The sequence below is a fragment of the Rothia santali genome (genome assembly GCF_024199905.1).
In the GTDB taxonomy this organism is placed as follows: Bacteria; Actinomycetota; Actinomycetes; order Actinomycetales; family Micrococcaceae; genus Rothia; species Rothia santali.
In genome coordinates, this window is record NZ_JANAFB010000042.1 from 1 (window position 1) to 24,597 (window position 24,597).

The window sequence follows — 24,597 nt, forward strand, 5'->3', positions numbered from 1 at the left end:
GGGCCGACCTTCCGGCTGCCCGCCGCGGCCCGCCGCGCGCTGGGCGAGGGCCTGGCCGCCGCGCTGGAGTACGCGCACCTGCTGGTCCTGCACCCCCGCGACTCGGCGCCGCGCCACCTGGGCGAGCTGCTCGACACCGGGTGGGGCGAGGACGGCGTCGTGTCCCTGGCGCAGCTCATCTCGTTCCTGAGCTTCCAGATCCGCGCGGCCGAGAGCCTCGCGGCGCTGGGCGGTGACGACTCGTCATCGGGCGCGGCGGCGGGTGGCATCGACGACGCAGAGGCCCCCGCCGGGGCGGCCAGCGCGGGCGCCGCGCTGGGCTCCGGCACCGCCACCCTGGCGGGGTCCGCGGTCCCCACCGGCTCCGAGGCGCCGGCCGACGCTGAGACTCAGTCCGGCGCTGAGGCTCCGGTCGGCTCCCAGGCAACAGCCGGCTCCACCACGCTGGCCGGCTCCGAGACGCCGACCACGCTGCACGAGCGCGTCACCGAGTACCCCGACCTCAAGCGCCCGGACCGCTTCACCCGGGGCGGCCTCGGGTGGCTCCCCTGGATCGAACCCGTGGCGGAGGACGCGCTGACGGACCGCCAGCGCGAGGCCCTCGTGGAGCGCGCGCGCACCAAGAGCCCGTACTTCCGCCTGCTGGTCCGCGACCCCGACGCCCTCGAGGCCCGCACCCTCACGGACTTCGACATCTTCTACAACGTCGACGGCGGCCTCTCCCGCGCCGAGCGCGAGGTCGCCGCGACCGTCGCCTCCCGCCTCAACGGCTGCCTGTTCTGCGCCTCGATCCACTCGCACCGCGCCGTGCAGGAGGACGCCTCCTACCTCGACGCCGTGCAGCGACTGCTCGACGACGGCGTCGAGGCCGAGCTGCGCCGCGGGACGGGTGACGAGTCGTCGCACCGGCCGGTCGACGAGTCGTCGGGCCGGTCCGAGGGCGAGTCGTCACCCCGCCTCGCCGACGAGTCGTCGTCGGGCACCGGGCTCCCCTCGGCCGAGGCGGGCGCGCGCTGGGACGCGATCGTGGCGGCGTCGGCCGCGTTGACCCGCACGCCGCAGGCCTTCTCTGCCGGGCACGTGGATCGCCTCCACCGGGCCGGCCTCGAGGACGGGGAGATCGTCGACATGATCAACGGCGCGGCCTTCTTCAACTGGGCCAACCGGCTGATGCTGTCGCTGGGCGAGCCGGAGCGCATCGGGGCCTGACGCGCCGGTCGCTCCCGACGCCGGGCCCGCTCCGGAGGGGGGTGGGCGCGGCCCTCCGGCCTCACCGCCCTCGCCGCTCCGGCGTTCGCGTCGGCCCCGGCACTGACGTCAGCCCCGGCGCTCACGTCAGCCCTAGCGCTCACGTCAGTCCGGCGCCCGGTTCAGCCCCGGCGCTCGTACGCCGAGACCAGCACCCTCTCGGCGCGCTGCAGGTAGGACTCGAGCAGACGCTGTGCCTTCGCGGCCTCCCCTGCCTCCAGGAGCTCCAGCAGAGAGCCGTTGAGCTCCAGGAACGGGGCGTGCAGGTACTCGGGGTCGTCGATCACGCCGAAGGCGAGGCGCAGCTCCGCGGAGAGCTCGGCGAAGACGCGGGTGAGCCGGGGGCTGTCGGCCAGTTGGATGATCCCGCGGTGGAACTCGATGTCGGCGCTGCCGACCCCGCGCCAGTCCCCGCCGAGCGCGGCCTCCCTGCCGCGCTCGACCGCGCGGCGCACCTGGGCGACCGCCGGGTGACCGGGAAAGGACCCGAGGATCGCCTGACCCTCGATGATGCGCCGGACCCGGTAGATGTCGAGGATCGAGGCGACCGTGGGCGTGGCCACGCTGGCGCCGCGGTACGGGGCGAGCACGACGAGCCCCACGTGGTCCAGCAGGCGGAAGCACTCGCGGAGGGTGTTGCGCGAGACCCCGAGCTGCTCGGAGATCTCGACCTCCCGGAGCACCTCCCCCGGGGCGAACTCCCCGTCGACGATCATCGTCCGGAGAGCCTCGACGGCCTGCGCCGTCCGGGAGGCCGCCCGCCCGGGCCCGGAACCCTGCGGCTCGCGGCTCGCGCCGGTGCTCTTGATGCTCATAGCCGTCCAGTCTAGCCAGTGCCGCGCCCGCGACCGCGTGCGCCGCCGAGTCGCCGCGGCGCGCGCCGAGCACCCGCCCCCCTGAGCCACCCGCATCCGACGCCGGCTCCTCCCGGGGCGCCGACTACCCCACTATCGCTCACCGGCCTGCTCTTGTTTGTTGAACGAAATGCCATTATCGTTCAGTGAGTCAGCTCACTCCCCGACCCCGCCGAGGCCCGACGGAAGGACCACCCATGAGCGATCGCGAACCACCCGCCGGGGCCGTCCCATCGGCCACGCCCTCCGATGCCCCCGGCGCATCGGGCACGGCGTCGGGCCCGGCCGACTCCACCGCGCGGGCCACCTTCGTCAAGGCCCGGCGCGGCAGCCTCCTCGGCGCCATCTTCCTGATGGCCACCTCCGCGATCGGCCCCGGCTTCATCACCCAGACGGCGGTCTTCACCCAGGCGCTCGGGGCCGCCTTCGCGTTCGGGATCCTCGCCTCGATCGTCATCGACTTCGTGGTGCAGGCCAACATCTGGCGCATCGTCACGGTCAGCGGCAAGCGCGCCGCCGAGCTCGCCAACGCCGCCATCCCCTGCAGCGGGTACGTCCTCGCGGCGCTCGTCGTCTTCGGCGGCCTCGTCTTCAACATCGGCAACATCGCGGGCGCGGCGCTGGGGCTCAACGCGCTGCTGGGGCTCGATCCCAAGGTCGGAGGCGCCCTCAGCGCCCTGCTCGCGATCGCGATCTTCCTCGTCAGGCGCGCCGGGATGCTGATGGACCGCGCGCTGGTCGGGCTGGGGCTGCTCATGATCGTGCTCACGGCCGTCGTCGCGGTCCTGGCGGACCCGCCGGTGGGCGAGGCCCTACGGCAGACCGTCCTGCCGGACACGGTCGACTTCGCGATGATCACCACCATCGTCGGGGGCACCGTGGGCGGGTACATCACCTACGCCGGCGCCCACAAGCTGCTCGACGCCGGCGTCTCGGGGCCGGAGCACGTCCGGGAGGTCACCCGCTCCGCGTTCTTCGGGATCGGGGTGACCGGCGTCATGCGCTTCGTCCTCTTCCTGGCGTTCCTGGGCGTCGTCGCGAGCGGGGTGACCCTCGACGTCGCCGGCAACCCCGCCGGCGACGCGTTCGCCGCGGCGGCCGGTGAGCTGGGCATGCGCCTGTTCGGCCTGGTCCTCTGGGCGGCCGGCATCTCGAGCGTGATCGGCGCGGCCTTCACCTCGGTCTCGTTCACGTCGGTGTTCTCGGCCCGGATCGAGGGCCGGGTGCGCAACTGGACCACGGTCGGCTTCATCGCGGTGGGCACCGTCTCCTACCTGGCGCTGGGCACCGCCCCGGCCGCGCTGCTGGTCTTCGCCGGCGGCTTCAACGGCCTGATCCTCCCGATCGGGTTCACCGTGTTCATGTACGTGGCCTGGTTCCGGCGCGACCTGCTGAACGGGTACCGGGTGCCGCTCTGGCTGAGGGTGGCCGGGGTCCTCGTCACCGTGATGAGCTGGTACATGGGTGCGGTCTCCTTCACCGCCATCTTCGACTTCCTCGCCGCGTAGCCGGCGCTCGACCCACCGGAAAGGCTGCCACCATGCAGATCGACCTCAACAGCGACCTCGGCGAGCACTTCGGCCAGTGGCGCCTGGGCGACGACGAGACCATGCTCTCCGTGGTCACCAGCGCCAACGTGGCCTGCGGCTTCCACGCGGGCGACCCCCGGTCCCTGCTCGCCACGCTCCGGTCCGCGGCGCGCGAGGGGGTGCGGGTGGGCGCCCACGTGGCCTACCCGGACCTCGTCGGCTTCGGCCGGCGGCCCATGGGCGTCTCCCAGGACGAGCTCACCGCGGACGTGATCTACCAGATCGGCGCGCTCCAGGCGCTGGCCCGGGCCGCCGGGACCCGCGTCTCCTACGTCAAGCCGCACGGCGCCCTCTACAACACCATCGCCCACGACGAGCAGCAGGCCGACGCCGTGATCGCAGCGCTGCGGGCCGTGGATCCGGAGCTGCCGCTCGTGTGCCTCGCCGGCTCGCAGCTCGTGGGGCAGGCGCGCGCGGCCGGGCTCCGCGCGGTCCCGGAGGCCTTCGCCGACCGCGCCTACGAGCCGGACGGCAGCCTGGTCTCCCGCCGGGAGGAGGGCGCCACGCTGCACGAGCCCGACGTCGTCGCCGGGCGCATGCTCCGCCTGGTCGAGGAGGGCGTCCTCGCGGACCGCCACGGGAACGACGTCGCGGTCGAGGCCGAGTCGATCTGCGTGCACGGCGACAGCGAGGGCGCCGTGCGGATGGCGCTGGCCGTCCGCGACCGCCTGGTGGGCGGCGGCGTCGGGCTCGCCTCCTTCGTGGGCGCGCAATGACGGGCACGACGCCGGAGGCCCCGGGCCCGCGGATCGCCCCGCCCCGCGTGCGCCCGGCCGGCGACGCCGCCGTGATCCTCGACTGCGGCGACCTGGACCGCGCGCTCGCCGTGCACGGGCGCTGCTCGCGGCCGCGGCGGGGAGCTCGACGTTCTCGACGTCGTCCCCGCCGCCGAGACCGTGCTGGTGCGCGGCCGCGCGGCCCGCTCCCCGGGCGTTCGCGGCCCGCCTCGAGGCGCTGCTCTCCGGGCCCGGGACGGCCGGCCCCCGCGCCGGGGCCCCCGAGACCGTGATCCCCGTCCGCTACGACGGCGAGGACCTCGCCGAGGTCGCCGCGCTGACCGGCCTGAGCCCCGAGGAGGTGGTGGCCCGCCACGTCGCGCCGCGGTACACGGTCGCCTTCACCGGCTTCGCGCCGGGCTTCGCGTACCTCTCCGGCGGGGACACCGCGCTGACGGTGCCCCGCCGCTCGACGCCGCGCCCCCGCATCCCGGCCGGCTCCGTGGGGCTCGCCGGTGCGTTCTCCGGCGTGTACCCGCGGGAGAGCCCCGGCGGCTGGCAGCTGATCGGCCGCACGGGCCACCGCATGTGGGACCTGGGACGGGAGCAGCCCGCGGCCCTGCTGCCGGGTGCCGCGGTGCGGTTCGAGGCCGTGCGCGAGGCGGTCGAGGTCGACGACGCCGGGGCGGGGGCCGCGGCGCAGGACCGCACGCAGACCGAGGCGCAGAGCCAGGACCGGACCGAGGCGCGGGACAACACGCAGACCGGCACGCAGGACCGGAACCGCGCCCCAACACAGACCGCCCAGGAGAGCGCGGACCCCGGAGCGACCCCGGTCCTCGAGATCCTCGACCCCGGCCTGCAGACCCTTATCCAGGACGCCGGGCGGCCCGGCCTGACCGCCCTGGGCGTGAGCGCCTCCGGGGCCGCGGACCGCGGCGCGCTGGCGCGGGCGAACCGCCTGGCCGGCAACCCCGAGGATGCGGCCGCGCTGGAGCTGGGCTTCGGGGCGTTCGAGGCGCGCGGCGTCGGCCCCGGCGCCTCGGTGCTCGCGCTGGCCGGAGCGCCCCGGGAGGGCCGGATCACCGGGCCCTTCGGGACCCGGCGCGCCCCGGCCGGCCGGGCCTTCCGCCTCGACCCCGGCGAGCTCCTGCGCCTCGAGGCCCCCGCCCGCGGGCTGCGGACGGTGCTGGCGGTGCGCGGCGGCGTCGCGGCGGGGCGGACGCTCGGCAGCCGCTCGGCCGACACGCTCGCCGGTCTCGGCCCCGCCCCGCTGGCCGAGGGCGACGTCGTGCGCGCGGGCGCCCCGGGCCGCGCGCCGGTGGGCCTGCCCGAACCGGACCCGGCCGAGCTGCCCGCGCCCGGCGAGGAGGCCCGCCTGCGGGTCGTGCCCGGGCCGCGCGAGGAGTGGTTCGGCGCGGAGGGCCTCCGCGCCCTATGGGAGACCGCCTGGGAGGTGACCCCGCGCAGCGACCGCGTGGGCGTGCGCCTCGCCGGGGACCCGCTGACCCGGACGCCCGAGCACCGCGAGCGCGAGCTGCCCAGCGAGGGCCTCGCCACGGGCGCGATCCAGGTCCCGGCCGACGGCCAGCCCGTCCTCTTCCTCGCCGACCGCCCGCTGACCGGCGGCTACCCGGTGATCGGGGTGGTCTGCGAGGCCGACCTCGGGCTCGCCGCGCAGCTGCCGCCCGGGGCGCGGGTGCGCTTCGAGCCCCTCGCGCCCGCGGAGCAGGACGGCGCCGCGTCGGGCGTCACCGACCCGCCCGCACCGACCACCCAGACACCCACCCCATGAGCCCGTCACCATTCACAGGGAGCGATCCGATGCAGCTGACCACCGTCCTCATCGCCAACCGCGGCGAGATCGCGGTCCGCGTGATCCGCGCCGCGCACGAGGCGGGCCTGCGCGCCGTCGCGGTCTACGCGGACGCCGACGCCGAGGCCCTCCACGTGCGCCTGGCCGACGAGGCCTACGCCCTGCGGGGCACCACGCCGGCCGAGACCTACCTCGACCAGGCCAAGATCCTCGACGCCGCGGCCCGCTCCGGCGCCGACGCCGTCCACCCCGGCTACGGCTTCCTCTCCGAGAGCGCGAGCTTCGCCCGGGCGGTCGCCGAGGCCGGCCTCGTCTGGGTCGGCCCCGACCCGGAGACCATCGAGCTCCTCGGCGACAAGGCGAGTGCGCGGACGCTGGCCCACGACGTGGGGGCCCCGCTCGCCCCGGGCACCAACGAGCCCGTCGCGGACGCCGAGGAGGTCCTCGCCTTCGCCGACCGGCACGGCCTGCCGGTGGCCATCAAGGCCGTGCACGGCGGCGGCGGCCGCGGCATGCGCGTGGTGCACGAGCGCGAGCGCGTCGCCGAGGCCTTCGAGTCGGCCGTGCGCGAGGCGGAGACGGCCTTCGGGCGCGGCGACTGCCTGGTCGAGCGCTTCCTGGAGCGCCCGCGCCACCTCGAGGCGCAGGTGCTGGGCGACCGGCACGGCCGCATCGCGGTGCTCGGCACCCGTGACTGCTCGCTGCAGCGGAGGAACCAGAAGCTCGTGGAGGAGGCGCCCGCGCCGTTCCTGGACGAGGAGCTGCGCGAGCGGATCCACCGGGCCGCGGCCGACATCTGCGGCGCCGCGCACTACGTCGGGGCGGGCACCGTGGAGTTCCTGCTCGGCGAGGACGGCACGCTCACCTTCCTGGAGGTGAACACGCGCCTGCAGGTCGAGCACCCGGTCACCGAGGAGGTCACCGGCGTCGACCTCGTGCAGGAGCAGTTCCGGGTCGCCGCGGGCGAGCCCATGGGCGTGCCCGATGAGATCCCGAGCTTCGGCCACGCGATCGAGTTCCGCATCAACGCCGAGGACCCCGCCCTGGGCTACCTGCCGACGCCGGGCACCCTGGAGGTCTTCGACGCCCCGAGCGGCCCCGGGGTGCGCCTCGACGCCGGCTTCCGCGCGGGCCAGACCGTCCCCGGGACCTTCGACTCGCTGATCGCCAAGCTCGTGGTGTGGGGCCGGGACCGGGAGCAGGCCCTCGCGCGGTCCCGCCAGGCGCTCGCGGAGTTCGAGGTCCGCGGCGTGGCGACCGTGCTGCCCTTCGCCCGCTACGTCGTGACCGACGAGGCGTTCACCGCGCCGGAGGGCCGGTTCGGCGTGCACACGCGGTGGATCGAGGAGGAGTGCGCGGCCGACTTCGCCGCGCATCCGGCCGTCCCCGCCCCGGAGGAGCCGCGGCTCACGCGCCTGCCCCTCGAGATCGACGGGCGCCGCACCACGATCGGCCTTCCCGAGGCGCTGCTCGCGCATCTGGGGGCGGGCGGCGGGAGCGCGGGCGGCGCGGGTGCCGGTGATCAGGCCGCGGGCGCCGGGCCGGACGGCACCGGATCGGACGGCACCGGACCCGGTGACCGGGACGCAGCGGGCGCCTCCGCGTCCGGCGGCGCGGATCCCGACGCCGGGGCCGTCACCGCCCCCTTCGCCGGCACCCTGAGCGCCTGGAAGGCGGAGGACGGCGCGGCGGTCTCGGAGGGCCAGACGGTCGCGGTCCTGGAGGCGATGAAGATGGAGGTCCCGGTGAAGGCGCACCGCTCCGGGACGCTGCGTCGCGCCGTCGGGGCGGGCGAGCAGGTCGCGGGCGGATCGCCCCTCGGCACGATCGAGGCGGCCTGACGTGGACGGGCCCGACGCCGTGGCGCGGGGTGACGCCGTGACGCGCAGCGGCACCGCCGCCACCGAGAGCGTGATCCCTCCCGACCCGCGGCAGCTCGAGCAGGCCCGAGCGGCCCGGAGCTCCTACCGCGGCGGCCTCGTCGAGCCGACCAGCGGCGTCGCCCCCGGGCTCGTGCAGGCGAACCTCATCGCGGTCCCCGCCGACTGGGCCTACGACGTGCTGCTCTACGCCCAGCGCAACCCCCGGGCGTGCCCGGTGCTCGAGGTGCTCGACGCCGGGTCCGTCGCCTCCCGCATGGCCCCCGGCTCGGACCTGCGCACCGACCTCCCCGCGTACCGGATCTGGCGCGACGGCGAGCTGGCCGGGGAGACGGCCGACGCGTCGTCGGCGTGGGAGGAGCACCCGGACCTCGTCTCGTTCCTGATCGGCTGCAGCTTCACCTTCGAGGCCGGGCTGGCCGAGGCCGGCATCCCGATCCGCCACCAGGAGCTGGGCCGCAACGTCCCGATGTACCGGACGGCGCGCGCCTGCGCCCCCGCCGGCCGCCTGAGCGGCGACCTGGTGGTGTCCATGCGGCCGATCCCGGCGGGGCGGGTCGCCGACGCGGTGCGCATCTCGGGCCGGTACCCGGCAGTGCACGGGGCGCCCGTGCACGTGGGCGACCCGGCCGGGCTGGGGATCGCGGACCTCGGCGCCCCCGACTTCGGCGACGCCCCCGAAATCCGGGACGGCGAGGTCCCGGTCTTCTGGGCCTGCGGCGTCACCCCGCAGGCCGCGATCGTGGCCTCGCGGCCGCCCTTCGCCCTCACCCACGCGCCGGGGCACATGTTCGTCACCGACGTGCCGGACGCGAACTACCTGGCGTAGCGCGGGCGGACGACGAGCGACGAGTCGTCCGCCCGAGCGGCCGGCGAGCGACGAGTCGCCACCAGAGCGGCCGGCGTCGTCCGCGACCACGGTGGGCCCCTCCGAAACTGCCCCTCCCCTCCCCCTGGTGGTGCGGGACACCTGGATCTACCATTCTCACCAGGGGATCCACATTTTCTCGGCGAAGGGTCGATCATGTCCGCACCAGCCGCATCGGCACCCGTGAACTCGCATCGCAGGGCGCTCAAGGGCGGGGCCGCCGCGCTCGTCGGCACCTCCATCGAGTGGTACGACTTCTACGTCTACGCCACCGCCGCCGCGATTGTGTTCCCGCACGTGTTCTTCCCGGCCGACCTCGACCCGGCCGTCGCCACGCTGGCCTCCTTCGGCACCTACGCCGTCGCCTTCTTCATGCGCCCGCTGGGCGGGATCATCTTCGGCCACGTCGGCGACAAGCTGGGCCGCAAGCCCGCCCTCACCATCACGCTGCTGCTCATGGGGGTCGCGACGACGCTGGTCGGCGTGCTCCCGAGCTACGCCGCCATCGGCATCTGGGCGCCCATCCTGCTCATCGTGTGCCGCATGGCGCAGGGCCTGGCGGTCGGCGGCGAGTGGGGCGGGGCGAGCCTGATGTCGGTCGAGAGCGCGCCCCCGAAGTGGAAGAGCTTCTACGGCGGCTTCACCCAGGTCGGCAACCCGCTCGGGGCGCTGATGGCCTCCGGGATGTTCTGGATCCTGGCGTCCATGGGCGACGACGTCCTGCTCTCCTGGGGCTGGCGCGTGCCGTTCCTGTTCAGCGTCGTGCTCATCGCGGTGGGGTTCTGGGTGCGCTACCGCGTCGAGGAGACCCCGGTCTTCGAGCAGCGGGTCGAGGGGCAGGAGCAGTCGACGCCGATCCTCTACGCGCTGCGGAACAACTGGCTGCCGATCCTCATGGGCATGTGCATCGTCGCGATGTCCTCCGGCGGCTACGTCGTCGCCACGACCTTCGTCCAGAACTACGCGGACAGCCCCGAGATTGGCCTCGACCCGGCGATCATCCTGGGCGCGATGACCGTCGCCTCCTTCGTCGAGGCGATCGTGACGCTGCCCATCGCCTACCTCGGCGACAAGGTGGGGCTGAAGCTCGTCATGTACCTCGGCTCCGTGCTGTCGTTCGTGTGCATCATCCCGCTGGTGCTCTCCATCCAGAACCGGAGTGTGGCCCTGATCTGGGTGTTCGTCATCGTCATCCGCATCACGCTGAGCGGCGCGTGGGGGCCGCTCTCGGCGCTGATGGCGCAGATGTTCCGCCCGCAGTCGCGCTACACCTCGATGTCGCTGTCCTACGGCGTCGGCGCCGCGGTCTGGGGCGGGCTCTCGCCCGCGATCGCCTCGTCGCTGCTGATCGCCTTCGGCGGGAACTTCTGGTCCGTCGTCGCGTTCTTCGGGCTGCTCACGGTGGTCGCCCTGGTCGGCATCCGGTTCGCGCCGCGGCACTCCGACGCCGCCCCGGTCACCCAGTCCTTCGACCCGCGCCTGGACACCACGGCCGTGGACGTCCAGGGGAGGCGGAAGCGGCGCTGAGGGACGACGCCGGGCGGTGGCCTGGCCCGGGGAAGGACCGGCGCGGGCGAGACTAGCGCGCGGCGGAGGCCGGGAGCTCCGGCAGGGGGCGCTCGCTCTGCGCGAGGCGGGTCATCCGCCGCACCACGGGCCTGAACGCGGCGGACAGCAGCACCTTGTCCGCCAGACCCCGGAGCCGGAGGCCCGTGCGGGTGCGGGGGTAGGCGAAGCGGATCAGACCCTTCGGCAGGCTCTGGACCTGGTCCACGAGCGGCCGCATCCACTCCTCGAAGGACTCGAAGGCGGGGCCGAGGTCGGCCGGGAGGGGCGCAGGCACGACGTCGTCGGCCGGATCCGCCACGGTCTCCGGCTTCACCGCGGTATTCGACTCCGTGCCCGAGGCGGCCTGTGCCCCTGCCCCGGTCTCCTTCCCCGCGCCTGAGGCGGACTGGACCTCCGAGGCGGCCCGCGTCTCCGAGGCGGCCTCGGCCTCCGCGGCGGCCCGCGCCAACGACGCCGCGAGCACGTATCCGCCGGTCAGGGCCAGGGAGGCACCCGCGCCGCCCATCGGGGTCACGCACCACGCGGCGTCGCCCAGCAGGACCGTCCGGCCGCGGTGCCAGCGCGGCATGCGGATCTGGGTCAGGTGGTCGATGTAGACGTCGTCGGAGGCCTCGAAGCCGGCCAGGACGCGCTCGCTCTCCCAGCCGGCACCGGCGTAGCGCTCGCGCAGGCGGGCCAGGGCCTCGGGCAGCTCGAGCTCGGCGGTGTCCCGGTCGTCGGTGAAGGAGAGGATCGCGCGCGTCGTGCCGTACGGGTCCGGGCGGAGGTGGATCTGGCGGCCGCCGACGGCGTTGTGCCAGCGCCACCGGTCGTCGTCGGCGGGGGTGCGGGGGATGGTCCCGAAGGCCATCGTGACGCCGAGGTCGCGGGCGTCCACCGCGTCGCCGAGGAGGTGGTCCCGGGTCCGCGAGCGGACGCCCTCGGCGACGACCAGCAGGTCCGCGCGCAGGGTCCGCCCCGCGTCCGTGGTCAGGGCGAGGGGGCGATCCGCGCCGTCCGCTGACGAGTCGTCAAACGGCTCGGGGTGACTTCTCGACGACTCGTCACCACGCATCGCGGCGGGTCGAGTCGACGAGTCGTCGATCTCCTCGATCGTCTCGCCGTAGATCGTCTCCACGCCCTCGGGCAGGGCATCGAGGATCACGCGAGCCAGGTCCCCGCGCAGGACCTCGAGCTCGGCCGTGGCCCCGTCCGTCCCCTCGGAGGGCAGCTCGGCGGTGACGCGGCCCTCCGCATCCACGAGGACGGTGCCCGTCTCGGTGGTGTTCCGGGCCTTGACGGCGTCGAACAGTCCCATGCGCTCGAGCACCTCGCGGGCGACGCCGCGGACGTCCACGTTCTGGCCACCGTCGCGGAACTCGGGCGCCCGCTCGACGACGGTCACCCGCCATCCGGTGCGGGCGAGCCACCAGGCCGCGGAAAGGCCAGCGATGCTGGCCCCGGAGATCACTGCGTGAGGTCTGGGCATGGGGACTCCTGACGAGGGGGGCTTCTTCCCCGCGGGATGCGGTTCGGTTAAGCTTTACAGTAAAGCTACTTCACAGCAAAGGTAAAGAGGCATGGACGACGTCGACCCCCTGGCCACGACCTGGTCCACCGAGGAGGTGGAGGTCATGCTCGGGCTCCGCGACTGGGTGGTGACCTCCGAGGAGCTCAACCGGCACCTCGGCGCGTGGATGCGGCTGCCGGCCTCGGACGCGAACGCGCTGGGCCAGATCGTGTGGGCGGAGGAGGGCGAGGAGCCGCTCTCCCCGAGCGTGCTGGCGCGCCGCATCGGGATGACCTCGGGCGCCACCACGGCGCTGATCGACCGGCTCGAGGCGGCCGGGCACGTGCGGCGCCACCGCGAGGGGGCCGACCGGCGCCGGGTCACCCTGCGGGCCACCGAGGGGGCGCGGCGGGAGAGCAGGCGCTTCCTGGCCTTCTCCGGCAAGGAGATCGCGACGGCGCTGCGCGGGACCGACCCCGCCGAGGCGCGGACCGTGGTGGCCTTCCTGGCGCGGATGACGACGGCGGCCGCGGCGGCGAACGAGCGGCTGCGCGGTGAGCCCGCGGCGGGGGCGAACGGGCGGGCGCAGGACCGGCCCGCGGCGGGGCATCACCGACGGCGAAGCCGAAGGACAAGCCGCACCCGCCCCTCGTAGGCTCGAAGGAATCCTCGACCGACGCACCAGGAGCACCGATGCCGACGACCCCCCCCCGCCGCACCCCGCCCCACTGAGACGGCGACGGCCGTGCCCTCCCCCGGTGCCGTCGCGCCCTCCCCCGGAGCCACCGCACCCTCCCCCGCGGTTACCGCACCCTCTCCTCGGGCCGCCACACCCTCCCCCCGGCCCCCGGGCCGCACCCTGATCGTCGGCTGCGGTCGGGTGGGCACGCGCCTGGGCGAGCTGCTGGTCCAGGCCGGGGGCGACGTCGTCGGCCTCCGCCGCACCCCGCCCCAGGAGCCCGGCGCCTTCCCCGTGCTGCCGGCCGAACTCCGGAACCCCCTGCCGGAGGAGCTGCCACGGGCGGACGCCCTGGTGATCGCCCTGACCCCCAGCGGCCTCGCGGAGCTCGAGGCCGAGGACGGCTACCGCGCCGCCCTGGAGCACCTCGCGGCCGCCCTGCCGCACCCGCCGGAGAGCGCGATCTTCGTCTCCTCCACCCGCGTCTTCGAGGGGTGGACCGACGCGCGGGCCGTCACCGAGGCCGACGAACCCGCCCCCGCCTCACCCCGGGCCAGGTCCCTGCTGCGCGGGGAGGCGCTGGCGGTCGAGCTGTTCGGCGCGCAGGTGGTGCGCCCGGCGGGCATCTACGGCCCCGGCCGGGACATGCTGCTGCGCAAGGTGCTCGACGCCGCCCCGGTGGACCACGCCCGGCGCACCAACCGCATCCACGAGGTCGACCTGGCGGCCCTCCTCCAGGCGATGCTCGGCGACCCCGCCGCGCCGCGCCTGGTCCACGCCGTCGACCGCGCCCCCGGCCGGCCGCTGGGCGAGGTGGTCGCCTACCTCGCGGACCGACTGGGCCTCCCGACGCCGCCGCACGCGGACCCCGAGCGCGGCGGCGGCAGCGAGTACGACGGCGCCCGGGCGCTCGCCCTGCTCGGCGCGCTGCGGTACCCGACGTTCCGGGAGGGGTACGCGGAGATCGTCGACGGACGGTGAGGGACAGGGCCCAGGAGACGCCGAGCGCTCCGATCCAGTTCGCGCCGGCACCGCAGACAGGACCAGCACGACGACGGCCCCGACTAGCGTCGCCAGCACGACAAGCGCGTTGACGTTCCCGCGGTCGCAGTCAGGTTCTGTTTTTGAATTGGCCAATCCCTGAGCACCAGAACCTCGAGTCGCACGAGGGCCTGAGAGAGCTTGAAAAGTGTCCGAAAACTAGCGTTTTTGCTGACCGCACAGAAACCCACCTTGCGACCCTAGTTTGTGAACACGTAGGACGGATCGCGGCGCGGGCGGCCCTGTTTCGGGATTGACGCGCCCCATTCCTGCACCGTCTCTTCGGTGTAGCCCCTCTCGTTGCCGACCTGCACATCGGCGATCAGCGGGTGCTTCTACAGGCGCTTGTAGAAGATGAATTCGGAGATCCCCAGGAGGGTGTAGGCCTCCCGGTTGGAGAGATACCGCTGCGTCTGCTTGGGCTCGGTCATACTCGATCCCCCTTTGGGGTGTTCGTCGAGGTGTTCAGTGTTTCGATCTTGTCGGGGCAAAAACCGGACCAGTGCTCGGTCTCGGTGACCACGACCGGACTCCGGAGATAGCCCAGCTCCTTGATCCGCTCCAGTGCGGCGTCGCCTTCGGTGAGGTCGACGACGTCGTAGGTGATGTCGTGGGAGTCCAGGGCGCAGAAGGTCGCGGCGCACTGCACGCATGCGGGCTTGGTATAGAAGGTCAGCTCTGACGTGGCGGGTCTCCTCGGTCGGTGACCGGGAGGGGCGAGGGTTTGCCGCTGCCCCTCCCGGTGAAGTCTGGCGGGGCCGGGAATTGCTATTCGGTGTCGATGCGCTCGGTCTTCTCCCCCAGCGGCATCCGGCAGCCGGAGCGCCGCCAGCAGGTGTGCGCGAGGTCCCCGTCGGGCCACTGTGAGATCTCCACGAAAGCGATCACTAGGTGGTGCTGATGAATGAACGTGTCCTCGCAGTACTGCAACGCGCGTTCTTGGACGATGCAGGTCATCGCGGGTTCGACGTGCCCGGCATCAGTGATGGGGTCTCTTGAGCCCTATGCACGTGATTCATTTTTATCTTCTGATAGCGACTGATCATGATCGCGAAAATGAGTCGGGCAATATTTCACCTCTTGTTGGGTACCCATCGGTATACTCCGCGAGTGTCAGCGCTCACTACCACGTGGAGGACGCCATGAGGATCAGAACGAGAGTGACATCGGGACTGGCGGCGATGGCACTGGCCGCCGGGACGCTGCTGGTAGCCACCCCAGCACAAGCGGCTTCGACGGAGGGAATGCTCTTTTCGCACCCCACCAACTGTGAACGCGGCACCGCGGCCGAGGTGCGGCACCGCATTGACTCCGGATACAAGGTCAAAATCAACGAGCGCTGCACCTATCACAAAATCGGTTCCGGCAGTCCTTACTGGTACTCCATGATCACTTACTGGAGGTAAATCGTCAGGGCTGTGAACCGGGCCGGTCGATCATCACCGAGATGCGTCAGGGGTGGGCAGAGTATCTGCCCACCCCTATTTTGTGTGAGCTGTCGTCGTGATGTTCGCCCCCTACGAGCGACTGTCGTCGCGTCGAGGCCGGCCACGGGCAGCGATCGCGGCAGGCGAGATCCCGGCATGAGGGCGCCTTGCCGCTAATGATCAGGTGGCCTACCTGCCCCCTCGTGGCCGGGAGCCCCAGAGCGTTCTAGCGGCGGGACTGAGGGATCAGTGCAGATGCGAGTGGAGGTGCGCCCACCAGCTCAGACTGGGATGATGCCGGTTACATTTGGCGGTGTGGGTACGGGTCCAGCGATGCGCACCGCGAGGTTCTGGGTCAAGACATGCGTGCCGACTCAGCCGGCGCACAGTCACCCGTCTTGCTGGTGGCAGTAGAACAACGCGGTGGGCTGCTCGATGGTCTCCCGGTCGTAGGCGGGAAGCTTCTCGTACTCGCTGGCATCCCACACCCTTCGACGGTGCGTCACACCGGTAGGGGCAAGACCCGCAGGGGTACCCGGCTGAGATCGAAGTCATCGAGGTCCTCCCTGCCCGTCAGGAGTTGCCTCCGACGCGGCGTCGATCACCCGGTCCAAGGCCGCAAGGGATGTTTTCAGGGCCGTGATCTGCTCTCGGATCCGCTCTCGCTCATGCGCGAGATCGAGTGCAAGCTGAGCGTCGGCAACTTCCGATGGGCCACCATCAATGTCTCGCGTGCAGGGCAAGAGGCGCTTGATGGTGGCACTGTGCATCCCCGCGGCGTACAACTCTTGGATGCGCCGAACCCGGTGCACCGCACCTTTACCGTACTCGCGCTGACCGCCTGGAGTACGTTCGGCGCTGAGAAGTCCCTGTTCCTCGTAGTAGCGCAGTGAGCGGGTGCTGACCCCGGCCTGCTGAGCTAATGCCCCGATGCGCACGATTCTCCCCCCAAGCTTGAACCTGACATTGATGTGAACTCCTATGATACGTCGAGGATTCACCGCCCATCAGGCGACGCCACCGACCAGACTAGAAGTGAGGACGATAAAAATGACCGACCCTGCCGCATCAACGTTGTTTCAGCCCTATCAACTGGGCTCGACCACGTTGCGCAATCGCGCCGTACTCTCACCCATGACTCGCGTCAGCGCGGAAGCCGACGGCACGGTCACCGAGCAAACCGCTGAGTACTATCGAATCTTCGCCGCGGGTGATTTCGGCACTATCATCACCGAGGGATCTTTCATCGACGCTGCCCACAGCCAGACGTACCTTCGCCAGGCTGGAATGGCCACCGAACGGCATGTGCAGGCCTGGCGGAGGGTAACTGCCGCCGTTCACCGCGAGGGTGCCAACATCATCGCTCAGCTACAGCACTCCGGCCCACAGGGACAAGGCAACGCACATGAGACAGGAGTGCTCGGCCCCTCTGCCATTCCAGCGCGTGGGGAACAGCTTGCGATGTACCGCGGGCAGGGCCCCTACCCCACCCCTATGCCGCTAGACGTTGACGGGCTAACCCGGGTGCGAGAAGCGTTCGTAGCATCTGCGCTGCGGGCCCAGCAGGCAGGCTTCGACGGAGTCGAGATTCACGGAGCAAACGGGTACCTACTCGATGCGTTCTTGACTGACTACCTCAACCATCGAGACGACAACTACGGCGGCAGTGCACAGAATCGGATCAGACTGTCCGCGGAGATCGCTCGTGCAGTTCGAACGGCCGTGGGCCCCGATTTCACGGTTGGCATTCGCATCTCCCAGGGCAAGGTCAGCGACCTGCATCACAAGTGGACCGGGGGAGTCGCAGAAGCCGCAACCATTTTCACAACCCTGGCCGAGACGGGGCTGGACTACCTTCACGTCACCGAGCACATTGCCACCGAGCCCGCATTCCCCGGACAGGACTCGCGGAGCCTGGCTCAGCTCGCACGCGAGTTCGCACCGAACCTGAGCATCATCGCCAACGGTTCTATCAACACATCCGAGCCAGCCCATACTTTGCTGGAAGAAGGGGCCGCGGATCTTGTCGCTATCGGTATGGCGGCCCTGTCGAATCGCGACTGGCCCCTCCGTGTCCTGCGTGAGCACCCGCTGGAGCCTGCCTTCTCACCGCGCAAATTTGGGGGCCTTGCCACCGTTCAAGATTGGGAGCTCGACGCTGATGCTCAACTGACGATCCAATAACTCACGAATACGGGTGGGGCAGAATCGGTGATTTTTGCCCCACCCTGCGCCGAGGGCCGACCGGGGGTCCCGGAGTGCGGATTAATGGTGCAAAAGTAGGTGCTAAATCCGCTGTAGCAAGACGTTACTCCCAGACGATGTTTTGCACGCGATCAGCCATGGCCAACAGACACATCCCACGCAGCCATCACAGGTCGTTCAACGCTCAGCATGGCAAGGGGTCAAAGGTGCGCGGGTTGCATGGCCGCCGTCGATGGCCCGGGCTGGACGGTTAAGGACACGGTTCCATATAGTCAACGTATGACTCTTGCTCTCGTCACAGGCGCATCCGCAGGTATCGGTTTTCAGCTCGCCAGCCAACTGGCCGAGCGTGGGTACGACATCGTGGGGGTCGGTGCGAGCGACCGCATCAACGATCTTGGCGACCGAATCGGCGGGGTCCAGGTTATTCCTGTACAGGCTGACCTAACCTCAGCTGAGGGTATCGAGCAGGTATGGCAGGCCGTTAGTCAGATTGGGCGTCCGCTCGATGTTGCGTGCTTGAACGCCGGGCGTAGTCTTGGCGGCGCTTTCCTCGACACTGACCTCGACGAAGAGCTGCAGATGCTCGCCTTGAACGTAACCGGGCAGGTACGCCTGGCCAAGCACGTCGTGCGACACATGGCCGGGCAGCAGGCGGGCAACATTCTTGTCACGACTTCCTGCTCGGCACTGACGCCGACGCCTTACGAGTCGATCTATGGTCCGACCCGGGCGTTTATGCTGTCCTTCGCCGAGGGACTGCGTGAGGAGATGAAGGAACACGGCGTCGGCGTCACCGCTCTGCTGCCCGGTGCGACCGCGACCGATTTCCACCACACCGCCGGCATGGGGAACACGAAGTTCGGGTCGAATGACTGGAAGAACGACCCGGCCCAGGTCGCCCGGCAAGGCCTCGATGCACTGTTCGCAGGCGAAGACCACGTTATCGGCGGAAATCAGGCCACTAAGGACGGTGCCGCCCGCAACCGAACCCTCAGTGACCCAGTCAAGGCCGCCGAGTTCGCACGCAGCAGCCGCCCCTCGAACTAGTTCCCGCCATCTGCGGGGCGGTGTTCAAGTCAAACCGTCCCGCACGTCATCGATCCCTCGATTCACACGCGCGGCCTCAACGCAAGCCCAGCCGGCTCAGAACTGCTGATCCGCGACAAGGTCTCGAACTTCTTCCTCTGGGTCTCCTGGTTCTCGATGCTGGACGCCGGGATCTCCGAAGGCGAAGTCGTGGTCGTTGACCGCGGCATCGGACCCCAACACGGCGATGTGGTCCTGGCGGCCATCGACGGCGGGTTCTCCATCAAACGCATGGTCTCCACCAAGACGAAACGCGCCCTCTCCCCCGCGAATCCAGGCTACGAGGATCTGCTGATCACCGAGGAGACCGATGTGGTCATCTGGGGTGTCATCACCCGGTGCGTGCACATGCTGCGCCCCTTCCACACCGGGCGCCGATGACCACAGGCGGCAGCCCCCCCTCGCTGGACCTTCCTGGTCGACGTCAACAGCTCCCACGCCTCCGCCGAGCGGATCCTGGATCCTTCTCTGGCGGGTCGGCCCATCGTCGTGCTGAGCAATAACGACGGCATGACGGTTGCCTGCTCGACGGAGGCGACGGGCCTGGGCTTCAAGAAAGTCATGGCCTGGTTCGAGATCAAATAGCTCACTGCCGGGCCGCGGTCCGCACCGGGCGGCCCGCCGTCACGACGCCCGCCGCGCCCCGCCCCCAGTTCGTTCCGGCACCGCAGACAAGGCCAGCACGACGACGGCCCCGGCAAGCATCGTCAGCACGACGAGCGCGTTGACGTTCCCACCGATGGTCGCAGACTCCCAGCGCAGCAGGTCGAACGGCCGGAAGCGGTAGGGAGCCCCGGTCAGTAACACGTCGACCGCCGGAGGAACCGCCGTGAAGAACGCCGCGCCCAGCACCAGAGCCACCGCTGCCCGCCGCAGCCGGCCCACGGGCAGGTAGCGCAGCACCAGCGTCACGGACCAGGCGATCCCCAGCACCATCGCCGCGACCGGCAACGCGAACACCCCGAACCATGCCCCCTGCCCCGTGGCGTCCAGGACGAGCCAGAGGAAGAGCAACAGCGCGACCGTGTCCGCCGCCAGGGCCAGGACCGCCGCGTGGCGCCGGAGCCCCGGCGTCCCGAAGGACCGCACGAGCAGCGGCCCCCACACCAGCACCGCGCCGAGCAGGACGCTCGCCATGGTGACGCGATAGAACCCGCCGCCGTAGAGGAGCTCGACGGCGCCCAGCATCGCCGCCAGCGAGACCAGCGCTCCCGCGAGCGCCGCCCATCCGCGCCGCCGCCGCACCAGCAGGGGCAGCGTCGTCAGCGAGAACGCCAGCGCCACCGCCCCCAGCACGATCCAGGACCAGGACAGGGTGTGCTGGACCGACAGGTTGACGACGAGGCAGGCGAGGAGGGTCGCCGCGTAGACCGCGGACGTGCCGATCAAGACGCCGGCCCTCCAGCGGCGGTGGCTGCGGGCCTGCCGCGCGTCGCGGCGCCCGCGCCGGTCCTCGCTGGCGGTGACGAGCTCACCCTCCGTGACCTGCAGCGCGCCGGCCAGCGAGCGCAGGGTGGCGATGTCGGGATAGGAGAGGCCGCGCTCCCACTTCGACACCGCGGACTCGGTGACGAAGATCCGGGCGGCGAGCTCTCTCTGGGTCAGCTGGGCGCGGCGTCGGGCGTCGGCCACGAAACGTCCGAAGTCCCCCTTGTGCATGTCGTTCATACCCAGCAGTTGACCACCGTTCCCGACCCCGGCCAAGCTTCTCGCCCTCGACCGTCAGGCCAGGCCGGGATTCCGCGGCCGGACCGGGCGGCCGGGTGGCCTCGGCAGGACATATGCCGCAGTGAGCATGCGGTCGACCGCCCGCGGGAACTTCTGACGACCTCCCAGTCAAGCACGCAGGCGCCGGGGCGGCACCCCTCTCAGCGCTCCACGAAGAAGCCGTCGTCCAGCGCCGGGCCGGCCTCGATCCGCCCCGAGCGCGCGAAGCGCCCCCAGATCCTGCGCAGCTCCTCCCCCGCGGCCCCGGCCCGGGCGACCTCCGCCTCGTCGCTGACCGGCAGCAGGGGCGAACCCCTCCAGGTCTCGTTGTCTGGACCGCCGAACAGCAGCGGCAGCTCGGCCATGTGGATGGCCGCCGTGGCCGGCGTCGGGGTCCAGGAGAAGCGGTAGTACGCACTCGACGCCGCCGCGGACCTCAGCGCCCGGGACAGCCTCCGCGAGGCGCCCGAGAAGATCCCGTAGGTGGTGGGGCGGACCAGCAGCAGGCGCACCCACCGCGCCCAGCGCGGGTCGTCGTAGATGCTCTTGATGCCAGGGATGGCGGGCAGGTACATGCCCGACTCGGCGTCGTTGGTCCCGATCAGCACGTCCCGGCCCCGCGCGCCGGTGAGGATCTTGGCGCGCTTGGTCCCGGGCCCGGCGAACGGCGCGGCGTCCCACTGGATGCCGAAGGGCATGAAGCCGGAGCCGTAGAGCCAGGCGGCCTTCTCGATCGCCTGCTGGTACTCGATCAGGGTGGGGGCCGCGTGGGCCGCCGCCTCGGCGTCGAGCTTGGCGGTGACCTTCGCCCGCAACCGTGCGCTCATGCCCCGGATGCCCAGGGGCGGGCTCTGGGCGATCACGCGGCGGAACAGCCCGTCCGCCGAAGGGGTGCCCATCAGGGACAGCGCCATGTCCCCGCCGGAGGACTGACCGAACAGGGTCACGTTCTCGGGGTCCCCGCCGAAGGCGCCGATGTGCGCCTGGACCCAGCGCAGCGCCTCCAGCAGGTCCATGGCGCCGAGGTTCGGCAAGTGGTCCGCGCGGTGCCCGCCGAAGCCGAGATAGCCCAGCCGGTAGGTCGGCTTGACCACCACGACCCGCTGCTCCTCGACCAGCCAGCGCGGGTCGTAGACGGAGAACTCCGGGTTGGAGTTGGCGTTGCCGCCGCCGTGGATCCACACCATCACCGGAAGCCGCTCCCCCGGCCGGGCCGACTCGGGGGCCGTCACGGAGAGGTACTGGCACTGCGGGTCCTGGCCGATGTGCTCGGGGAACCCGCCGAGTAGGGTCTCGAGCATGACCGAGCTGGTCTGCGGGGAGGCCGGCGGGTGCTCGACCTGGAGCGTGGTGGTCTCGGGGCCGGGCTGGCGTGCGGCCGCTTCGGTACCAACCTGACGCGCGGCAGCCTCGGGGCCAATCCACGCGCTCGGCATGCCGTAGGGCTCGGCGGTCGCGTACCGGATGCCGGGGAAGCGCACGACGACGCCGTCCCGCTCCCCGCGCACCTCGCCCGCCGGAAGCTCGACGAGTCGTCCGGTCATGCATGCTCCTTCGCTCTGGCATCTTGGGATCCTCTGCCTCACGGCCCAGGGCTCGTCCGGCAGCGATGCCGGAGCCCACCGGGCGGCGGAGCGAAGTCCATCGTCGCACGACGGCGCCGCGGCCCGCGGCCCGTGACGCCGCGCCTCGCGCCCCCGTGGTGCCCCCACCGAGACGGGGCGGGTGCGACGTCATCTTTCCATCACCCCTCGTGAGGCATGGATAGCAAAGGTAAAATTCATGCTGAATCTCGCATATCACGCTGGACCGACCCCCTCCCCCGAGCAGCCTCTGTCAGGAGATGACAGCATGAAGAAGACGACGAGAATCATCGCCCTCATCATTCTGCTCGCGGCCTTAGCCCTCCTGATCTTCGCGCGGTGGACCCCGGCACTCATGTTCCTGCCCGTCGGCACGGTGATGCTGATGTGGGGCGGACGAATCTTCTCCCTCAGCCCGCCCCAGGGCAGGCGGGATCCCCGCCAACCGTACGAATAAGCCGTGTCCGCTTCGCGAAACGACCGTGCCTCACCGCTCCCAGAGGCGTGCCATCGTCTGAGACGCGCTCCGAAACGCATCCCACCCAGCCCACCACACCACCCCTATGATAAAAAGTGACCGCCGTCACTGACCGCGAGGGGCTGGACCCATGAGACCGCACACCGTTTACCGCGACGGCTTCTACCGGGACGCCTCCTGGGACTTCGCCGTCCGCTGCCTGCTGGGCCGGGCCAGCCGGGGCGGGAGCGAGCCCGGCGAGGTGCTCGCCACCGTGGCCCGCGTCGAGGAGGGTGACCACTCGGGCTGGTTCTCGGCATGGTCCGACCTCGGTAACCACCTCGCCGCCGTCGGCGACGCCGCGACCGCCCGCGGCCACCGCCCCGGCGCCGCGCGGGCCTTCCTCCGCTCCGCCAACTACCTCGCCACCGCCCTGGAGAGCGTGGACCACCTCCCCGACACGGACGCGCTGCTCCCCACCTTCCGCAGGCACCGGCTCGTGTGGGAGGCCTTCGTGGCCACGGGCCGCTGGAGCGTCGACGAGGTGGAGATCCCCTACGAAGGAACCCCGATGCCCGGCTGGCACTTCCACCCCGAGGACTCCCGCCCGCCGGCACCGACCCTCGTGGTCGTCAACGGCAGCGACGGCACCCTGAGCGGACTGTGGTGTGAGATCGCCGACGCCGCCCTGGAGCGCGGCTACGGCGTCCTCCTCTTCGACGGCCCCGGCCAGCAGTCGATGCTCTTCGAGCACGGGATCCCCTTCCGCCCCGACTGGGAGGCGGTGCTGACCCCGGTGATGGAGCACCTGCTGGCCCGCGACGACGTCGACCCCGAGCGCATCGCCCTGTACGGCATCAGCCAGGGCGGCTACTGGGCAACCCGGGCGCTGGCCTTCGAGCACCACTTCGCGGCGGCCGTGCTCGACGGCGGCGTGGTGGACGTGGCCGCGTCGTGGCGGAAGGAGATCCCGGCGCCGCTGCTGCGGCTCTACGACCGGGGCGAGCACGCGAAGTTCGAGCGCGCCATGGAGCTGGGCATGCGGACCCCGCGCGGGCGGCGGACCCGGGCGGTGTGGGACTTCCGGACGCGGCCCTACGGGACCAGCGGCTTCGCCGAGACGCTCGACGCCGTCTCCCGCTACCAGGTGCGCGACGTCGCCGGGCGGGTGAGCACCCCGGTCCTGATCGCCGACCCCGACCGCGAACAGTTCTTCCCGGGGCAGTCCGAGGAGCTCTCGGGGATGGTCGAGGGGTCCACGTTCGTGCCGTTCACGGAGGCCGAGGGGGCCTCCTTCCACTGCCAGCCGCTGGCCCGGGAGCTCACGGCCCAGCGCACCCTCGACTGGCTGGACGAGCGGCTCAGCCCGCGCCGGGCCCCCGCGAGGCCTCCCGCCGGGGCGCCCGGACAGCCTCCGCCAGCTCCGCCGCCACGCTCAGGGCGATGACGGCCGGGGCCTTGCCGGTGACCCCGGGGAGGCCGATGGGGCAGGCGATGCGCGCGATCGCGGCGTCGTCGTGCCCCTGCTCCCGGAGCATCTTGCGGAAGCGCACCCACTTGGCGGAGGAGCCGATCAGGCCGATGCTGCCCAGGTCCTCCCGCCGCAGGGCGGCATCGCACAGGACGAGATCTTCGGCGTGGTCGTGGGTCATGATCCGCACGTGGCTGCCCGCGGGGAGGTCCCGGAGGAACCCTTCCGGGGCGGGGGCGTGGTGCCCCCGGATCCGGGCCGGGCCCTCGAGGGCGTCCAGGGCGCGCACGGCGTCCACGGCCGCGGCCCGGCTGTCGACGAGCTCGACCGCCACCGGCAGCCGGTGCAGGGCCCGCGCCAGCTCGAGGCCGACGTGCCCGGCCCCAAAGACCGCGACCACCGGCATCGCCCGCAGGGGCTCCAGGAACGCAGCGACCTCGCCGCCGCAGCACTGCCGGCCGTAGCGGGTGCGGGCGTGCTCGTTGAGCGGGATCGTCACGGAACAGGGCTCGGACTCGCCGTCCTCGAGCATCCGGCGCGCCCGGTCCGTCAGGGTGGCCTCGAGGTTCCCGCCGCCCACGGTGTCCCACGCCCCGTCCCGGGACACGACCATCTTGGCCCCCGCCGCCCGCGGCGCGTGCCCGCGGACCGCGGTCAGGGTCACCAGGACGCACGCGGCGCCCTCGTCGTCCAGGCGCCGCAGGGCGTCCAACCACTCCATCAGGCCGTCTTCGCCTCCCGCGGGGGTGCGGCGGCGCGGGGGCCCCCGTCCCGGTGGGCCGCGAGCTGGACCGCCGCGCCCATCGTGAACATGCCGTGAGCGATGACGCCCGGCAGTCCGACGGCGCGGGCGAACCGCTCGTTCCAGTGGATGGGGTTGAAGTCCCCGCTGGCGCCGGCGTAGCGCAC

At 71.9% G+C, this 24,597-nt stretch carries 23 protein-coding genes and 1 pseudogene; 16 read left to right on the forward strand and 8 right to left on the reverse strand.

Annotated features, from left to right (window positions below):
• Nucleotides 1-1,209, forward strand: a 1,209-nt coding sequence (locus NBM05_RS13060; protein ID WP_254168278.1) for a peroxidase-related enzyme, incomplete at its 5' end; no start/stop codon positions are given.
• 161 nt (nt 1,210-1,370) lie between these two features.
• On the opposite strand, the gene NBM05_RS13065 is transcribed toward NBM05_RS13060, so the two are convergent.
• Nucleotides 1,371-2,063 carry a GntR family transcriptional regulator gene (locus NBM05_RS13065; RefSeq protein WP_254168280.1) on the reverse strand — a complete coding sequence of 231 codons (693 nt, stop codon included), beginning with the start codon at nt 2,061-2,063 and terminating at the stop codon, nt 1,371-1,373.
• Nucleotides 2,064-2,299: 236 nt separating this feature from the next.
• Here NBM05_RS13065 and NBM05_RS13070 point away from each other — a divergent pair, with 236 nt between their 5' ends.
• The 6 genes from NBM05_RS13070 to NBM05_RS13095 all read left to right on the forward strand — a co-directional run bounded on the left by NBM05_RS13070 (nt 2,300) and on the right by NBM05_RS13095 (nt 10,498).
• Entirely contained in the window at nt 2,300-3,610 is a 1,311-nt protein-coding gene (locus NBM05_RS13070) for an NRAMP family divalent metal transporter (RefSeq protein ID WP_373689337.1), read from the forward strand.
• 32 nt (nt 3,611-3,642) lie between these two features.
• The gene (locus tag NBM05_RS13075; RefSeq protein ID WP_254168283.1) at nt 3,643-4,407 is read left to right on the forward strand and encodes a LamB/YcsF family protein; all 765 of its coding nucleotides are present in this window, start codon (nt 3,643-3,645) and stop codon (nt 4,405-4,407) included.
• A gap of 238 nt (nt 4,408-4,645) precedes the next feature.
• Entirely contained in the window at nt 4,646-6,202 is a 1,557-nt protein-coding gene (locus tag NBM05_RS13080; RefSeq protein WP_254168326.1) for a 5-oxoprolinase subunit B/C family protein, read from the forward strand.
• A 29-nt stretch (nt 6,203-6,231) separates the two neighbouring features.
• Nucleotides 6,232-8,064 carry an acetyl/propionyl/methylcrotonyl-CoA carboxylase subunit alpha gene (locus tag NBM05_RS13085; RefSeq protein ID WP_254168285.1) on the forward strand — a complete coding sequence of 611 codons (1,833 nt, stop codon included), beginning with the start codon at nt 6,232-6,234 and terminating at the stop codon, nt 8,062-8,064.
• Between the two features lie 70 nt (nt 8,065-8,134).
• A complete protein-coding gene (locus NBM05_RS13090; protein WP_254168328.1) occupies nt 8,135-8,932 on the forward strand; it encodes a putative hydro-lyase in 798 nt (265 codons plus the stop codon).
• 195 nt (nt 8,933-9,127) lie between these two features.
• On the forward strand, nt 9,128-10,498 hold the full coding sequence (locus tag NBM05_RS13095; RefSeq protein WP_254168287.1) for an MFS transporter: 1,371 nt from the start codon (nt 9,128-9,130) through the stop codon (nt 10,496-10,498).
• Between the two features lie 52 nt (nt 10,499-10,550).
• On the opposite strand, the gene NBM05_RS13100 is transcribed toward NBM05_RS13095, so the two are convergent.
• Entirely contained in the window at nt 10,551-12,008 is a 1,458-nt protein-coding gene (locus tag NBM05_RS13100) for an FAD-dependent monooxygenase (RefSeq protein WP_254168289.1), read from the reverse strand.
• A gap of 91 nt (nt 12,009-12,099) precedes the next feature.
• Between NBM05_RS13100 and NBM05_RS13105 the strand changes: the two genes are divergently transcribed.
• Both NBM05_RS13105 and NBM05_RS13110 read left to right on the forward strand, forming a co-directional pair.
• Entirely contained in the window at nt 12,100-12,684 is a 585-nt protein-coding gene (locus NBM05_RS13105; protein ID WP_254168291.1) for a MarR family winged helix-turn-helix transcriptional regulator, read from the forward strand.
• A gap of 225 nt (nt 12,685-12,909) precedes the next feature.
• Nucleotides 12,910-13,689: a Rossmann-fold NAD(P)-binding domain-containing protein gene (locus NBM05_RS13110; RefSeq protein ID WP_254168302.1), complete on the forward strand. Its 780-nt coding sequence runs from the start codon at nt 12,910-12,912 to the stop codon at nt 13,687-13,689.
• A 487-nt stretch (nt 13,690-14,176) separates the two neighbouring features.
• Here NBM05_RS13110 and NBM05_RS13115 read toward each other — a convergent pair whose 3' ends face one another.
• Complete coding sequence (locus NBM05_RS13115) at nt 14,177-14,425, reverse strand: glutaredoxin domain-containing protein (protein WP_254168330.1); 249 nt, start codon at nt 14,423-14,425, stop codon at nt 14,177-14,179.
• Nucleotides 14,426-14,909: 484 nt separating this feature from the next.
• On the opposite strand from NBM05_RS13115, the gene NBM05_RS13120 reads away from it, so the two are divergent.
• Nucleotides 14,910-15,155 carry a hypothetical protein gene (locus tag NBM05_RS13120; protein ID WP_254168304.1) on the forward strand — a complete coding sequence of 82 codons (246 nt, stop codon included), beginning with the start codon at nt 14,910-14,912 and terminating at the stop codon, nt 15,153-15,155.
• Between the two features lie 572 nt (nt 15,156-15,727).
• Here the strand turns inward: NBM05_RS13120 and NBM05_RS13130 are convergent.
• Nucleotides 15,728-16,177, reverse strand: coding sequence for a MerR family transcriptional regulator (locus tag NBM05_RS13130; RefSeq protein WP_309248168.1), 450 nt, complete (start codon nt 16,175-16,177; stop codon nt 15,728-15,730).
• A 49-nt stretch (nt 16,178-16,226) separates the two neighbouring features.
• Here NBM05_RS13130 and NBM05_RS13135 point away from each other — a divergent pair, with 49 nt between their 5' ends.
• The 4 genes from NBM05_RS13135 (at nt 16,227) to NBM05_RS13150 (ending at nt 19,055) form a co-directional block, all read left to right on the forward strand.
• On the forward strand, nt 16,227-17,360 hold the full coding sequence (locus NBM05_RS13135; RefSeq protein ID WP_254168310.1) for an oxidoreductase: 1,134 nt from the start codon (nt 16,227-16,229) through the stop codon (nt 17,358-17,360).
• 240 nt (nt 17,361-17,600) lie between these two features.
• Nucleotides 17,601-18,431: an SDR family NAD(P)-dependent oxidoreductase gene (locus NBM05_RS13140; protein ID WP_309248169.1), complete on the forward strand. Its 831-nt coding sequence runs from the start codon at nt 17,601-17,603 to the stop codon at nt 18,429-18,431.
• A 108-nt stretch (nt 18,432-18,539) separates the two neighbouring features.
• Complete coding sequence (locus NBM05_RS13145) at nt 18,540-18,851, forward strand: LexA family protein (protein WP_309248170.1); 312 nt, start codon at nt 18,540-18,542, stop codon at nt 18,849-18,851.
• 33 nt (nt 18,852-18,884) lie between these two features.
• Entirely contained in the window at nt 18,885-19,055 is a 171-nt protein-coding gene (locus tag NBM05_RS13150) for a Y-family DNA polymerase (protein WP_302183997.1), read from the forward strand.
• 39 nt (nt 19,056-19,094) lie between these two features.
• Here NBM05_RS13150 and NBM05_RS13155 read toward each other — a convergent pair whose 3' ends face one another.
• Complete coding sequence (locus NBM05_RS13155; RefSeq protein ID WP_254168314.1) at nt 19,095-20,138, reverse strand: helix-turn-helix domain-containing protein; 1,044 nt, start codon at nt 20,136-20,138, stop codon at nt 19,095-19,097.
• Between the two features lie 200 nt (nt 20,139-20,338).
• Nucleotides 20,339-21,721: a carboxylesterase family protein gene (locus tag NBM05_RS13160; RefSeq protein WP_254168316.1), complete on the reverse strand. Its 1,383-nt coding sequence runs from the start codon at nt 21,719-21,721 to the stop codon at nt 20,339-20,341.
• Nucleotides 21,722-22,028: 307 nt separating this feature from the next.
• Between NBM05_RS13160 and NBM05_RS13165 the strand changes: the two genes are divergently transcribed.
• Both NBM05_RS13165 and NBM05_RS13170 read left to right on the forward strand, forming a co-directional pair.
• A complete protein-coding gene (locus tag NBM05_RS13165; RefSeq protein ID WP_254168318.1) occupies nt 22,029-22,217 on the forward strand; it encodes a hypothetical protein in 189 nt (62 codons plus the stop codon).
• A gap of 151 nt (nt 22,218-22,368) precedes the next feature.
• The gene (locus tag NBM05_RS13170) at nt 22,369-23,664 is read left to right on the forward strand and encodes an alpha/beta hydrolase family protein (RefSeq protein WP_254168320.1); all 1,296 of its coding nucleotides are present in this window, start codon (nt 22,369-22,371) and stop codon (nt 23,662-23,664) included.
• Here the strand turns inward: NBM05_RS13170 and xdhC are convergent.
• Both xdhC and NBM05_RS13180 read right to left on the reverse strand, forming a co-directional pair.
• The gene (gene xdhC, locus NBM05_RS13175) at nt 23,579-24,409 is read right to left on the reverse strand and encodes a xanthine dehydrogenase accessory protein XdhC (protein ID WP_254168322.1); all 831 of its coding nucleotides are present in this window, start codon (nt 24,407-24,409) and stop codon (nt 23,579-23,581) included. The two genes, NBM05_RS13170 and xdhC, sit on opposite strands and share 86 nt — an antisense overlap.
• A gap of 32 nt (nt 24,410-24,441) precedes the next feature.
• Nucleotides 24,442-24,597: pseudogene (locus NBM05_RS13180) on the reverse strand (MaoC/PaaZ C-terminal domain-containing protein); the annotation flags it as partial.

Coding starts and splice junctions, on each gene's coding strand:
- NBM05_RS13160 (WP_254168316.1), bottom strand. CDS start 21,721: ATGACCGGACGACTCGTCGAGCTTCCGGCGGGCGAGGTGCGCGGGGAG.
- NBM05_RS13070 (WP_373689337.1), top strand. CDS start 2,300: ATGAGCGATCGCGAACCACCCGCCGGGGCCGTCCCATCGGCCACGCCC.
- NBM05_RS13170 (WP_254168320.1), top strand. CDS start 22,369: ATGAGACCGCACACCGTTTACCGCGACGGCTTCTACCGGGACGCCTCC.
- NBM05_RS13140 (WP_309248169.1), top strand. CDS start 17,601: ATGGCCGCCGTCGATGGCCCGGGCTGGACGGTTAAGGACACGGTTCCA.
- NBM05_RS13095 (WP_254168287.1), top strand. CDS start 9,128: ATGTCCGCACCAGCCGCATCGGCACCCGTGAACTCGCATCGCAGGGCG.
- NBM05_RS13135 (WP_254168310.1), top strand. CDS start 16,227: ATGACCGACCCTGCCGCATCAACGTTGTTTCAGCCCTATCAACTGGGC.
- NBM05_RS13085 (WP_254168285.1), top strand. CDS start 6,232: ATGCAGCTGACCACCGTCCTCATCGCCAACCGCGGCGAGATCGCGGTC.
- NBM05_RS13065 (WP_254168280.1), bottom strand. CDS start 2,063: ATGAGCATCAAGAGCACCGGCGCGAGCCGCGAGCCGCAGGGTTCCGGG.
- NBM05_RS13105 (WP_254168291.1), top strand. CDS start 12,100: ATGGACGACGTCGACCCCCTGGCCACGACCTGGTCCACCGAGGAGGTG.
- NBM05_RS13075 (WP_254168283.1), top strand. CDS start 3,643: ATGCAGATCGACCTCAACAGCGACCTCGGCGAGCACTTCGGCCAGTGG.
- NBM05_RS13155 (WP_254168314.1), bottom strand. CDS start 20,138: ATGAACGACATGCACAAGGGGGACTTCGGACGTTTCGTGGCCGACGCC.
- NBM05_RS13165 (WP_254168318.1), top strand. CDS start 22,029: ATGAAGAAGACGACGAGAATCATCGCCCTCATCATTCTGCTCGCGGCC.
- NBM05_RS13100 (WP_254168289.1), bottom strand. CDS start 12,008: ATGCCCAGACCTCACGCAGTGATCTCCGGGGCCAGCATCGCTGGCCTT.
- xdhC (WP_254168322.1), bottom strand. CDS start 24,409: ATGGAGTGGTTGGACGCCCTGCGGCGCCTGGACGACGAGGGCGCCGCG.